Origin of the sequence: Natrialba chahannaoensis JCM 10990, from assembly GCF_000337135.1 — an archaeon.
GTDB classification, from domain to species: Archaea; Halobacteriota; Halobacteria; order Halobacteriales; family Natrialbaceae; genus Natrialba; species Natrialba chahannaoensis.
The window spans coordinates 21,478-34,462 of sequence record NZ_AOIN01000086.1 but is presented as its reverse complement, the minus strand read 5'-3'; the positions used below and the strand labels follow the sequence as shown (position 1 = coordinate 34,462).

At 54.9% G+C, this 12,985-nt stretch carries 9 protein-coding genes and 2 pseudogenes; 5 read left to right on the top strand and 6 right to left on the bottom strand.

The features are described 5' to 3' along the window. The first annotated feature begins 1,363 nt into the window (after positions 1-1,363). From C482_RS15735 to C482_RS22460, 4 genes and pseudogenes are all read left to right on the top strand, one after another. Positions 1,364-2,212, top strand: a complete 849-nt coding sequence (locus C482_RS15735; RefSeq protein ID WP_006168715.1) for a DUF6997 domain-containing protein — start codon at positions 1,364-1,366, stop codon at positions 2,210-2,212. A gap of 217 nt (positions 2,213-2,429) precedes the next feature. Then, entirely contained in the window at positions 2,430-3,065 is a 636-nt protein-coding gene (locus tag C482_RS15730; protein ID WP_049896851.1) for a helix-turn-helix domain-containing protein, read from the top strand. Between the two features lie 255 nt (positions 3,066-3,320). Further along, positions 3,321-4,772 carry an amidase gene (locus tag C482_RS15725; protein WP_006168713.1) on the top strand — a complete coding sequence of 484 codons (1,452 nt, stop codon included), beginning with the start codon at positions 3,321-3,323 and terminating at the stop codon, positions 4,770-4,772. Positions 4,773-5,129: 357 nt separating this feature from the next. After that, positions 5,130-5,333 (top strand): annotated as a pseudogene (locus C482_RS22460) (hypothetical protein); the annotation flags it as partial. A gap of 41 nt (positions 5,334-5,374) precedes the next feature. On the opposite strand, the gene C482_RS15720 reads toward C482_RS22460, so the two are convergent. Genes C482_RS15720 through C482_RS15705 form a run of 4 tightly spaced genes read right to left on the bottom strand, consistent with a single transcriptional unit; the run spans position 5,375 to position 9,086 of the window. Then, positions 5,375-6,142, bottom strand: coding sequence for an ABC transporter ATP-binding protein (locus C482_RS15720; RefSeq protein ID WP_006168712.1), 768 nt, complete (start codon positions 6,140-6,142; stop codon positions 5,375-5,377). Further along, the gene (locus tag C482_RS15715; RefSeq protein WP_083858638.1) at positions 6,142-7,248 is read right to left on the bottom strand and encodes a FecCD family ABC transporter permease; all 1,107 of its coding nucleotides are present in this window, start codon (positions 7,246-7,248) and stop codon (positions 6,142-6,144) included. The genes C482_RS15720 and C482_RS15715 overlap by 1 nt, the downstream gene beginning before the upstream one ends. Further along, positions 7,245-7,976: a class I SAM-dependent methyltransferase gene (locus C482_RS15710; RefSeq protein ID WP_006168710.1), complete on the bottom strand. Its 732-nt coding sequence runs from the start codon at positions 7,974-7,976 to the stop codon at positions 7,245-7,247. Before C482_RS15710 ends, C482_RS15715 begins: the two co-directional genes overlap by 4 nt. 6 nt (positions 7,977-7,982) lie before the next feature. Continuing rightward, the gene (locus tag C482_RS15705; RefSeq protein ID WP_049896849.1) at positions 7,983-9,086 is read right to left on the bottom strand and encodes an ABC transporter substrate-binding protein; all 1,104 of its coding nucleotides are present in this window, start codon (positions 9,084-9,086) and stop codon (positions 7,983-7,985) included. Between the two features lie 101 nt (positions 9,087-9,187). On the opposite strand from C482_RS15705, the pseudogene C482_RS21285 reads away from it, so the two are divergent. After that, a pseudogene (locus C482_RS21285) lies at positions 9,188-9,322 on the top strand (integrase core domain-containing protein); the annotation flags it as partial. 196 nt (positions 9,323-9,518) lie between these two features. Here the strand turns inward: C482_RS21285 and C482_RS15700 are convergent. Continuing rightward, positions 9,519-10,751 (bottom strand): MFS transporter, encoded by a 1,233-nt coding sequence (locus C482_RS15700; RefSeq protein WP_083858637.1) that lies wholly within the window; start codon positions 10,749-10,751, stop codon positions 9,519-9,521. 53 nt (positions 10,752-10,804) lie between these two features. Then, the gene (locus tag C482_RS15695; protein WP_049896847.1) at positions 10,805-11,764 is read right to left on the bottom strand and encodes a hypothetical protein; all 960 of its coding nucleotides are present in this window, start codon (positions 11,762-11,764) and stop codon (positions 10,805-10,807) included. Positions 11,765-12,985: the final 1,221 nt, after the last annotated feature.

Below are 12,985 nucleotides of genomic sequence, written 5' to 3'. Positions count from 1 at the left end.
GAACACGAAGGTGAGTTGCGACCGACACGAAACGTTCCTAGGATACATTTCCATCACAGACCCCGTAGAATCCCTCATTAGTATATGCGAATCCGGTGGAAACATAGTACGCAGTGCTGTCGATACTCTTTCCAGGAACCGTTAGAAGGGTCTACTCGATAACCGCTGTTACTACAGTGGTTTGGTCCGACGAATTCGCTGTCGAGGACCTGTCTGATGCCTTCGAAAGCGTAGACAGGGCCGGTACAACGGCCATTAGCAACAATACCGTGTCCAGATGGTGTTGCCTGGTTAAATCCGTATACTCCGGCGTTCACTGACGATCGATCTGTCGCTGACTTGAGCGGCTCGACGCTGGCGTGTCGCTGAGCGACTATTTCTCTCATGTACTTGTTACTACGTAGAAAATGTCTGGAATGTGCTTGTTACTCCCCAACCGCAATCTCTGACCCATCTGCTGACGCTCGGTTTGATTCTCGGTACTCGTCAGCAATCTCTCGGCGAATCCGACGATACCGGGTCTCGGTTCTTGGTCGCTATCAGTTCCTCAAATGCTCGACACTGTGATACTCCAAAACCCTGTTCATCGCCACTGAAACGGGTATTGTCGATCAACAGCTTCCGCGATAACTTCAAAAAGTGACGGACATGAATGCCAGTAGTCTCCCTCGATCGTGCCACAAAATATGCCCGGTGTGAGCTCTGAGGGTCACGATCCCGCATTGCCTCGGATGAGTTGCTTGACCAACACGGAGGGTGGTCTTTCTTTCTCTTGGGTACGATCTTCGAGTGTCGTGACTGCTTTTCTTTCGATTCAACGAGTGCGACCTGACTCCGGGAACTATATTATATTTGGGTATGACATAATACTGGGCAGATCACTCGAAATTGTGGGCGGAGCGCCGTACACAGTCGTTGGCTATCACAATCTTCGTCCGCATTGGTCTCGAGTCGCCACACCTTGAGCATCTTTGCTGCAATCAATCGTTGTCGAAGTGGCTGTCGGCAGCGCCACCAGGTCCTCTGAACTAATTTTGACGTGCGTGATACAGTACCAGCGTCAATTGCGCTCAACTGCGATCACCTCTCTGTACCACCCGTGAGTAGCCACTTCTAACGCCTACTAGTGGACTGCAGACGGAATCAGAGGCGCTATTACAGACTCGCATTGCTCTCGGGAGCAGTGTCACCAGTTCCGCGGTTTGTGGCGCGGGCGTATCCTCTCTCACTCAGGCGTCGGTTTCGAACACGGGACGGGTCCCTGGTCTCGCGGTTGCTCTCCACTTCATTCGCAGCTACTATCCCCCCCCCATCCGGTTCGATATCAGTGCGAACAAGTGTGTTCGATCCCCCTCTTCGAGCAATGTCGTCGGTGTTCGGGCCTGCACTGGACGAGTTAGCGGCCACAGCCCAGCAGGTGCTTGGCCCACGGTCGTTTCGCGACTACGTCTCGACACACGACCTCGACGCCACCCGGACAGCGCGATACATTTCGGTCGACTCGCTCGCCGATCTCGCCCCGGAGTTACGCGAGGCGGGCGCAATGGTGCTTCGGATGGGGTCCGCACCGAACGGGACGGGCACCGCGTTTGTGCTGGTCGACGGCCCGAACGGGATGGCTGACTTCTTCCTCCACGACGACGTCCTCTTTGGCGGTCTGGCTTCCGACCCAGTGCCGAGTGTCGTCGAGCAGGCACAGCTCCTGAATTTTAGCGTGCTGCCGTCGCTCTCTGAAACCTCGCTCGTCAATCTCGGCCTCGCCTCCGGTGTGCTCTCACACGCACTCGATCTCGACACGACAGGTGCACTCACCCCACCCGCCACCGGCCGGTCGACGTTCACGTTTGATCTCCGTCCGCACAGTGTACTCGAGCCCACCGTCACACATCGAACCGGGCAGGTCGAAACTGACACGCTCTTCGTCGAGCGCCGTGACGGCGACCCGACGCTGTTCGTGGTTGAAGCGAAAACCGGGCCGCGGGCAACGCTCGCCAAACACAAGCTGGTCTATCCAATCCTTGCCGTCGCGGACAGCGTTCCACTCGACATCGAAATCGTGCCGGTCTATCTCCGCTGTCGGCAGACGGATGAGACTATCACGTTCGACGTCGCCGAGTGTTCGTTCCCAGACCCTCGGCAGCAGGTTCCTGGCGTGGACGAACTCGAGGTCGTTCGGTCGAGCGTGGTCGAACACGATGTGCCAGACGCCTAGTCTGGTTCACAATCTGCCTTCCCTGCCTTTGTCACCTGGGTTTGTGACTGGAAATCTGTGCAGTGTCGGAATCCAGTTATGCGAAAGCACAATAGTATCGTCGATTTTGGTAGTTTCGGTCCCGAGACTCTCCATGGTCGTGTAGTATCCACTTTCCTTTCGATTCGGAACGACGAGAGTAATCAGCTTTAACGCAGAACAGCGAAGAAACGGTATCATGAATATTGTTGCGGAATACACGATACGGACCCCGATACTGCCTCCGGTCTTGGAGGCGGTCCCGGAAATGGAAATCAGAAATACGGCGCTCTATCCCGATTCTGGTGACCGAGGGAAGATTCTCATCTGGGCGTGGGGAGACGATTTCGATGCATTCGACGACGCGCTCGGCGACCACGACCTGGTTCGTGAGTACGACTGTCTCGCTCAAACCGGCGACCGGCGTCTCTACGCCATCGTTCACATCGAAGATCTGAAAGACGGGCTGCCCTATCCACTCCTGTTCGAGAATAATGGAGTCGTGCTAGACGCAACGGCGACGCGAGATGGGTTCGACATGCGGGTGCAATTCCCCTCACGAGAGAGCCTGCGGCGATATCGAGAGGGTTGCAAAGAGCGAGGGATCCCGTTTCGCTTACGGACGCTCTCCGAAGCGGACGGGGCGATGAGTGATGGCGCATCGGGTGTAACCGACACCCAGCGTGAGGCGCTCGTGTGTGCACTCGAGCTCGGGTACTTCGACATTCCGCGGCAGGTGACGATGGACGAGGTCGCAGGCGAGTTAGCAATTTCGACGCAGGCAGTCTCAACACGTCTGCGACGTGGTCAACAGAATCTCATTCGAAGTCTGTGAACTTTGCACTTTTTGAACTCTTTGCAGCGAGTAGTCGGCTCCTTATAATACATTGATCTAGTAAACGGGTATCGCTTCAATCGCGGTGTATCTATGAGTGGCTGTCCCACCCATGACACGACTGCGACGCTATTCGGACAGCACGGTCGAGACTACTCGAGACCTGACCGCGACTCGCTTCAGAGCCGGCGCTACGAGCCATTTTCAGGTACATCGTGGACGCGACTCCCCAGCAACTCTCGAGGGACAGACCCAATGACGAACCAATCTACTCTCTCCGCACGACGTCTCGCGACGGATATCGAACGCGGTGATATCACGCCAACGGACGCCGTCGATGCAGTGTACGAACGAATCGAGCGGACAACTGAGTCGATCAACGCATTCGTCCACGTTCGTGAGGCGGGCGCTCGTGCGGAAGCGAAAGCGGCGACGCAAACAGTTCAATCCGGCGAACCGCTCGGCCGTCTTCACGGCGTCCCAATTGCGCTGAAAGACCTAGACTCCACGATCCAGGGGATGCCCTGTACGTACGGTTCTGCTGTCTTTGCAGAGTCGGTCGCCGACGAGACATCGGTGATCGTCCAGCGGTTGCTGGACGAGGGCGCAATCGTCGTCGGGTCGACGAACAGTCCCGAGTTCGGCCACGCTGCCGACACCTCGAATCCGCTGCACGGCACGACCACCAACCCCTTCGATCCCAGCAAGACTGCTGGCGGATCCTCCGGCGGGAGTGCCGCTGCTGTCGCGGCTGGCACCGTTCCAATCGCTCTCGGTTCCGACGCCGCAGGTTCGATACGAATTCCTGCGAGCGCCTGTGGTGTGTACGGTCTCAAACCGACGGCGGGAATCGTTCCCGAGGCGTCAAGGCCGGACGCGCTCGAAGGGAGTGCACCGTTCATGGCCCTCGGCGGCCTCACGCGAACGGTCGCGGATACAGCATTGCTGCTCGAGATCATCACTGGTGTTCACTCGCGTGATCCAGTCAGTATGCCACCCAGTGGGAGTGCGTATCTCTCGGCCACGCGTCAGCCGATCGAGTCGCTCTCTGTCGCGTATAGTCCCGATTTCGGTCTCTTCGAGGTCGAACCCGCGGTCGAGAAGCAGGTGGACGAGGTAGCCGAGACCCTTCGTGCGGGCGGGGCAACAGTCGAGCGCGTCGACCCCACGTTCCCTATTTCGTTCGAGGACATGCGGGACGCCGAAACGTTGCTTTTCGAATCCACACTGGCGTCGACCGCCGAGACCCTCAAACAGAACGAGGGGGTCGATCTCTTGGGTGAGCATCGCGAGTCGGTCACCCCGACGTTGGTCGACCTCCTCGAGAACGGCTCCGACCACAGCGCTGTCGCGTTCAAACAAGCCGATGTTGTTCGCACACAGGTATACGACGCGATTCAGGACGTGCTAGACGAGTACGATCTCCTTCTCACATCGACACTCGCGTGTCCGCCCTTCGAGGCGGGACAGGTCGGTCCGTCGTCGATAGACGGGACCCCCATCGATCCGTATCTGGACTGGGTCCTCACGTGGCCGTTGAACCTCAGTGGTCACCCTGCCGCCTCGGTGCCGGCCGGCCTCTCCGAGAACGGACTGCCGATTGGTGCCCAACTGATCGCCTCTCGGTTCGACGAGGAGACGATTCTGTCGGCCAGCGCGGCGATAGAGCGCCGTCAACCGTGGCAGGACACCTATCCTCTCTGGTAACCGACCGTGGATGCATCTTCGGGACTTAAATTTCATCTGGGATATTTCCTGCTTTCCCGGGTCTCTCTGCGTTCTGTTCGTCGTCACGAAAAATGACAAGTGCACCCGTTAGATCAAACTGGTTTACTGGAGCGGTAGATATCGAATCATCACCAATAACACCACTTCACGATTTGAGACGCAGCGACATGAGCAACCACTGCATGCAGTTCTCTCCGTTCTTTTGCATTTTTCTGTGATGGATTATAAATGCTTATGGCCCTACATTCTACACCACACTGGCAATGATACATGCTCTTGACGCCACCGTAACAGTATAATAGTATTTTGACAACCAGGATTCTGGTATGTGGGATGATGACTTGTGGCCTGTCTGTCTCAGACTATACTGAATTGCCATCGGACACTACTGGCACAGATGTTGACTACGATAGGTTTTCGTCCCGGAGATCTACGGTGTATGCGCTGCGGGGAATTGTTGTTACAAGCCAGCCACTCGCTGCACAAGCAGGTATTTCCATACTCAAAGATGGCGGCAACGCATTTGATGCAACTGTCGCTCATTCGGTCCTGTTCGAGTAGACAAATCTCGAAATAGCACCTCAGATGCCTGGTGACGTGCTTTTTGGTAGAATAACTTTTTTCTCATCCTGCTCAAAAATGCTGATGTCGACTTCATACACGGATTCAAGGTTGTGTTGATTCAACACATCAGGTCCTCCCAACGCGTAGCTCTCACCGTCTTTCAGTAGTAGTATTTTGTCGCTGTATCTTGCCGCGAGATTCAAATCGTGAACGACGAGAAGCGCAGCCATACCGCCCGTTACTTGCTTTCGAACGGTATCGAGAACTTCGACCTGATATTTGAGATCAAGGTTGCTCGTTGGCTCGTCCAAAAGGAGAACATCCGGTTGTTGAGCCAACGCTCTGGCCATGGCCACTTTCTGCTTTTGCCCACCACTTAGCTCGCTGACAGCCCTCATGGCTAGTGGTTCGAGTCCGAGTTTTTCGATGATGGACGATACGACGGTAAAATCTTTCTCAGACGGTCTCCATGAAATATATGGTTTCCGGCCCAAAAGGACGGTTTCGTACACAGTTGCTTCGAAACTGCTGTCTGTCTCTTGTTGTACGTGTCCGATGGTTCGTGCAATATCTTTCTGCTCGAGACAGTCGAGGTCAGTTCCGTCGATGGAAATCGATCCCGTTTCGGGGGGCAGGATGTTGTTCACACATCGCAACAATGTGGACTTTCCCGATCCGTTTGGTCCGAGAATTCCTACTATTTCTCCCGATTCGACAGTCAAACTAACATCTTTCAATACTGTTCGGTCATCGTACCCATACGAAATGTTACAAATATCGATCATTACCAATACGATTTCCTCCGTTTGAGAACCAAATACAGGAACAGCGGTCCACCGAGAAGCGAGGTAATTACTCCAACCGGTATGATGATCGGTGCCAGAACCGTTCGTGCCACGATGTCGCTCCCGAGCACCAGTACTGCCCCAAGGATACACGACCCAGGTAGCAAATACCGATGGTCGGTCCCGACAGCGATACGCCCGATATGTGGCGCAACCAATCCAACAAACGCTATTGACCCTGTAAAGCTTATGACGACCGTCGTGATTATTGATGCCAAGCCCATTATTTGAATGCGCTTTCGTTCTACGTCAACACCGAGGCTTGCCGCTGTTTGGTCTCCTGCGAGCATCGCATTGAGTGACCACGACATCTTGTATAGCAGTGGGAGACAGACTACCAGCACGATCAAAACAAGGACCGTTTGTGTCCCCGTTGCCCGTCCGAGATCGCCGACAGTCCAGAAGACGATTTGCTCCACATCTTCCGGGCGGGCGAAGTATTGAATCAGCGTCACTCCTGCTTCGAAGACATACACCATCGCTATCCCGGCAAGAATCATCGTTTCCGGCGTCGCATCCTTATAATGGACAAGGAGGTAGATAACGACTGCAGGAATAAGGGCGAACAAAAACGCGTTCCCAGCAATGGCAAAGCTCCCACCGATGGCACCAATACCCGTAGTGATTGCAATAGCTGCGCCAAATCCGGCACCTGATCCAATCCCTAGCGTATAGGGGCTTGCGAGTGGATTCTTCAAAATCCCCTGGAGCATTACTCCTGCAGCGGCGAGGCCCGCACCACCAAGAATTCCTATCATCGTTCTCGGAAGACGTAGATCCCAAATAATGGTCGTCGTAACTGCAGACACTCGAACTGAATTCGGAAAGAGCGGTTGGAAGAGCGAGCGTATCGTTTCAACGGGAGAAACATCAGCTGACCCGATAGATAGAGACGCTACTGTAAGAACGGCAAGCACCACTACTGATACCCAGATACGAGACAACTTGCGTGAAACATCTTTCCGATAGCCATCCCGAAGCCGGTTATGAGTGGCTCCCGATTCAGCGCTATGTGAACTCGAGTCCAGCTTCGACTCTTCGGTCATGGTTTCGTAGCCGCAACGAGGAACGCTTCTCCCCAGTAGCCACTCTTCAGATATTCGAACGTTGATTTTGTTTGTCGATCTATACGATTCTCCACAGTAATCTCTTCGAACCCAACACGCTCTAGCAGCTGAACATCTGTTTTGGGTCGCGGAACCTCGGTGAGTGGGAGATCATCCACGACTTCCATCCGAAGGTTGGCATTCAACCGACGTTCGGTACAGAGGACGAGAAAGTGACCTAGATACCGCCACAAGCGTCGCTTGAGCGTCCGATCCAAATTGCCATAGAAATTACCATCTGCGAAAACCAGTTTTCCACCTGGCTTCAATACCCGCTTCCACTCCGTGAGAGCTGATTCGGGATCAGGGAGAGTAAATAGGAGGTGTCGGTTCACGACGGCATCGAACTGTCCACTTTTGAATGGTAGATTCTCTGCATCTCCCTGCGCTAGTCCAACCGAAGGATCAAACTCGTCTACGTTGTCGGCAGCATGTTCCAACATCTCTCGTGAGAAATCCATACCGGTCACGTCGTGGCCGAGTTCCGAAAGGAGGAGTGCGAGTACACCCGGACCGGTTCCTACATCGAGTACGTCAAGATCGGTTGCTCCGAGTGCACGCTGAAATATCGCTTGCCACTCGCTCTTGTTAGCCGTCAGCTCAGTTTTAATTCCGGCCTGGTAATCGTTGGCCTCGCCGCTCCAGTATGAATCAATCTCGGATTTCATCACCAATCACCGCTCCAGAGTCTCGCCAGGTCTTGGATAGAACAGTAGCTCCGGGTATGACGATCCTAGCCACTCTTCAAGATATTCGTTGAACAGTTCCCGGGGCTGCAGGTCAGTGAACAGTTCTGGTTGGAAACATTTTGCGAAGTGAGCCCTCCCGAGCGGCGTAGCTATGGAAAACGCCAGTCGCTCGTGGAACAGGTAAACGTTCCCCTCTTGGACCGCTGTCAAGTTTTCCCAACCAGGTCGATCGATCAACTCATTGAGTCGTCTCTGAGCCTTCTCTTCATCAGCTAGGCTTTCGTTCGCATACACACGTCTAAATATGAACTCTGGATCGTTCTCGAGAAGCCATTCGGGATTTAATTCGTACTCCCCGAACTCTACCTGTGGGAGACTTTCGGCGTCCTCAACTAGATTGTATCCACCAGCGTTAGCGGCAACTTTCCCGTCAAGATTTTCCGTCCCAAACGTGACGTACTCATCGAAGGTTTCCAAATAGAACGTTGGTTTTTCTTCCCGCGATAACCCTTTTGTTTCTGCTTGAATGAGGTCCTGGTAGGACCGAAGGTTCTCAATAAACGACTCGGCTTGCTGTTCTCGATCGAAAATTTCGCCTGCCAGTTCGATGTTTTCGGCTGTCTCATCAAGATCTGGGTTGTCGAAATCGAGTGCAATGACGTGATTGCTGTCTGGGAGTGTTTCCCTTAGTTCGTCGACGAAATCCGGCGAGACGAGAACGGCGTCTGGATCTTGGTTCAGAATCGCTTCAGTATTAATCCCTCCTTCGTCAAATGCAAAACCAACGGACGGTGCGTCTTCCCAGCCTGCTATCTCTGTGTGGTGTGGCAAATATCGTGGATAGCCTTCACTGATCGCAGTTACTCTGTCGCCGACGCCGAGTATGGGAAGAATTTCCTCGAAACCGATCCGTGCTAGTACGACTCGGTCAAGCGGTAGCGATAACGACACTGTTCTCCCTGCCGTGTCTGTTACTGTGACGTCTGTTTCTTCATCGTCCGTGATCTCACCGACACACCCACTGAGCGATCCCATCGCGGTCGAGGCTACTCCCGCAAGAACGACCCTCCGTCGATATTTCGAGGTCATGTTAATAATTCTGTGGTTGTATATAATAAGAGTTGTTGTATTCTATTTTGTTTTATTAATATGGTGCCAGAGGGTACCTCGGCACTGTCGTATCGCGGGTTGGCCACTTCCATCACTCGTCGGTGGGCAGTCGGGCCAGCGTCAGAGAATGACTTGAACAGTTGGTACACTACTATAGCACACAGCGACCGCACCAATCACTCAACAGACAGACGCCAGCGGAGGTGCGAACATAGACCACGACCTGTTGTTTTACACTTCTCCAAGCAGGCTTTCGTACTGTCTCAATGTGATCGATTGAAACTGTGTCAGGCCCTCTTCGGCAGCGAGTGACATCGGCTGTCATCTGTGGCCTCCGTGAACACCCTGACCGCCGACCCACGGGCAGTGAGAGTAACCATCTATCTGGCTACGTCATCGATCATCACGTTCTTATTCACCTTCTGGGACGAACTCTGTCGGCTTCTCGGATTGCGACGACCAGCGCCGTTTCAGGATCCAGCTGCCGATATAGAGCGTCGGCAGGAGTACAAGTCCCCCAACGAGCGCACCAGCAGTCTCGGGCGGAATCGTATTGCCCATCTGACCAGCGCCGATCCGAATCGGGATGCTAAACACCGAGTACACCATGGCGACTGTGCTTAAAACGGTAGCGCGGCCGGCAGTCCCGACCCGATCATTGATGTACTGGCCCGCGATAGACTGCGTAATTCGGTGTACGGCACGTGCGAGCACGAAGCCAGCAAGAATGAACACCGGGACGATCAGTGCTGTGACAAACACGACGCCGAGGCCACCAGTAACGAAAAAGAGCCATTGCTCTGTACTGACGCGCTTCTCGATGGCACCGGCATAATAACTCGCGATGGCACCCACACCGGTCAGGAGGGCGAAAAACCAGCCAAGATGTGCTTCTGGTACCCCGACCGCAACGCTGGCGGGCTGAATATAGATCGCGTTCAGCGCCGTTATCGCGCCGAAAAACAGGCCGAGACTCAGAACCACCTGACGGATAGAGGGCCTGAGAAAATCCTTTCGTATGAGAGCGATCGCGTCCGACACTCGAAGCGTATCTTCCTCTTTTGCCTTTCCAGGTTCCGGGAGTGAGAACGCAATCAACAGACCACACGCGGTGAACAACGCTGTCGCGAGATACGCGATTCCGTAGTCGATTGTCCCGAGGTATCCGCCTGCGATCGATGTGAGACCGAGCACCACTAGCAGTGCGAACCGAGCGCGGCCGGAAACGTGTGCAAACTCGTCCTCTCGTCCCTGATCGGCGAGCGTATCGTAGAGCCATGCGTCCGACACACCGGCTTTGAACGCGATTCCGAGTGTGAAAGTCGCCTGCGCGGCGATGAAAGCGGCGAATGTTCCAACAATGCCAAACAGCAGTGCGCCGAGTGTCATGAGGCCAGCAGACAGCATCAGCGTGCGGCGTCGACCGATTCGATCGGCGAGATAGCCGCTCGGGATCTGAGCGACCAGCATCGCACCAGTTCCGGCGGCTACCACAATCCCAATTTCTCCGAAAGACAGTCCCCGATCGCGAAGCAACAGGATATCGACCGGCATATGGAACCCTCCCCACGCAAAAATGCTGTACAGATAGTACTTGAAAATCGGAGTCGATGGGATGTCTGGTATAGATTTTGGGACGTTCATTACCAAAAATAGGTGCTTCTGACGGACGTTTCCTCTCTGTTATCGTTCCACGTCTATGGCCGGAAGTTAGAGATTTTATACACGACTCCTTCACCGCGTCCACAGACGTACATCTGCTCGTTGTCCGGGCCGAACCGGACGCAGGTCGGGAGAACGAGCCCTTCTACAACGCGGGGATCGAACCGATACTGACGGTTGCCGGTTGGATCGACGGCGACGACGCTTCCATTGAAGGGTTCTGCCGCGTAGACGAGCCCATCGCTCCGGTTATACACCGACCCGCCAACGCGGTTGAGTCCGCGCGCAACGAGACGCTCTGCATCGAGGTGTTCAGCGTGGGTTGTTGGACTGTCCTCTGCAGTGATGTCTGCCCGTACCATCTGACCGAGCGGACCGACGCTGTACAGTACGTCATTTTCGACGGGGACGGCCCAGCTTCCACAGTCGATCTGGTGCCCTTCCCAGTTGTCCGGCCACGCAGAGCGTGGCGTCATTCCGGGGAACTTGTCGCGAACCAGAATGTCGTCGACGAGTACTGGATGGTCATCTGGCTCATCACCGCCGCCCGTCACGTCGATGATTCGGCTACGCCTGCTCGACGGGCTAACCGTGGTGTAAACTGAGTCAGTCGCATCGTGGTAGAGGATGCTATACGGTCCCGCGAGGTTCGTGGCAAACGGCTCAGCCTCGGCAGCGTTTCCGCCGTCAGTGATGTCGACGATCCGTCCAGCCCAGCACTCGTTCGCGAGAATTCGGCCATCGGGAAGCATCGCCATACTGGAGGGTCCCTCCATCCCGTGGGCAAAAACGCGGTCGTCATCGTCGCTCAGTCCTCCGAAGTCGCCACCCTCGGTTGCATCGACGAGACGGCCATTGGTTCGTTCTGCCACCAGCAACCGCCCGTCGTGGGTCCACTCCATGTGCGAGGGGTTGGTGAGGTTCGTGGCGTGGAGCGTTACATCCACGTCTCGCTGTTCTACCTGTTGTAGTTCTCCGTTGGCTCTGGTTGCCATGGAACATAACCCAGTTATTGGGGATTGGCATTATGATATTGTGTTGAAGAGAGCTCGTCCTGATTAGAAATAATTATTACCATTGAAACCCACTATGCGAGTCTATAGATAGCCGACCACGAACAAAACACATCGGCTTGGGTGCTGTCCCCCGCGATTGCCGGTGAGTATGGACTACAATCGAGCGCAGTCGTCCGTCATTGCTCGTGGTTGTCGCCCGAATTCGGTTCTTTCACGTGATCAGCTCCGGCAACGTCGCTTCGCCGGGCTGGCGGTCGACGAAAAAACCACTTCCGAGTGGTCGGGTCGCTGTCGTCCGCGGCGTTCAGCACGATCCAGATCTCGCGCTCGAGATCGAAGCCGGCCACGGGTGCTCACTTCCCTCGGTCCCGGTGGCGTTCTCAGACCTCGAGTCGTTAGTGCTTGGCTGTAGAGTGGCGCTATCCATGCCAGGGATCTTTCCTCTCAGGCACTCAACCTTGGACGCGTCTTCCGGATCCGAGTACCACGCTGCGACGGCGGGGTGTTTGGGTGTGGGGGTACTCGAGTACGTTTCTGTAGGGGTCGTGTCCCGCTGGGTTGGCGGGTTTGCTCGCGGGTCTGTGGTGGGGGCGGCCGTGTTTGGGCTACTTGGGAACTGTGCGGGTGGGGGTTGTAGCGTTCTCTGGGTAGTAGCGTGGTGTGACTGGTGGTGCCCACTTTACACTGTACTCAAGGGGAAGTGCCGAAAATTACGCCCCTCTCCCTCATCTCGCGCGAAAATATCTGGTCGAAGTACACAAAACGAAGACTGTCTGTGGTGGGTTTTACAAACAGCATCGGAGAATGCCTCGGGGCTTGACCCCGAGGCGATTCACGGGAAAAGTTCTGCCAGGATATTGGAGAGTCGATACGAACAGTCTGCTAAATGCAGGTCGCATCTTGCCCGCGATGTTCTGACTTCAGTTCCATATGATCATCTCGATTGTTGGAGATAACGGTTCCACTCAGCACCACTATAGCACCACTACATCTTGTGGTGAATTATGGCACACAACTCTTCGCGGGGCAGCGCAACCGCTGGATCTCTTTCGCATCGTGTTTCGCTGAACGAGAGGGCGCTAACCCCCATTCTCAACGAGGCGATGCAAGCCTCCAAGTAGGCTGGGTCGTTCACTGACGCGAATTTCACCAGACGGTGACGGCTTGTAGCCATGTTTCGGTAGTCACTGAACTGACGGG

Bases quoted from the DNA above. Each gene is read 5' to 3' on its own strand.
- C482_RS15720 (WP_006168712.1), bottom strand. From the start codon at position 6,142: ATGATCGATATTTGTAACATTTCGTATGGGTACGATGACCGAACAGTA.
- C482_RS15695 (WP_049896847.1), bottom strand. From the start codon at position 11,764: ATGGCAACCAGAGCCAACGGAGAACTACAACAGGTAGAACAGCGAGAC.
- C482_RS15700 (WP_083858637.1), bottom strand. From the start codon at position 10,751: ATGAACGTCCCAAAATCTATACCAGACATCCCATCGACTCCGATTTTC.
- C482_RS15705 (WP_049896849.1), bottom strand. From the start codon at position 9,086: ATGACCTCGAAATATCGACGGAGGGTCGTTCTTGCGGGAGTAGCCTCG.
- C482_RS15725 (WP_006168713.1), top strand. From the start codon at position 3,321: ATGACGAACCAATCTACTCTCTCCGCACGACGTCTCGCGACGGATATC.
- C482_RS15730 (WP_049896851.1), top strand. From the start codon at position 2,430: ATGAATATTGTTGCGGAATACACGATACGGACCCCGATACTGCCTCCG.
- C482_RS15735 (WP_006168715.1), top strand. From the start codon at position 1,364: ATGTCGTCGGTGTTCGGGCCTGCACTGGACGAGTTAGCGGCCACAGCC.
- C482_RS15710 (WP_006168710.1), bottom strand. From the start codon at position 7,976: ATGAAATCCGAGATTGATTCATACTGGAGCGGCGAGGCCAACGATTAC.
- C482_RS15715 (WP_083858638.1), bottom strand. From the start codon at position 7,248: ATGACCGAAGAGTCGAAGCTGGACTCGAGTTCACATAGCGCTGAATCG.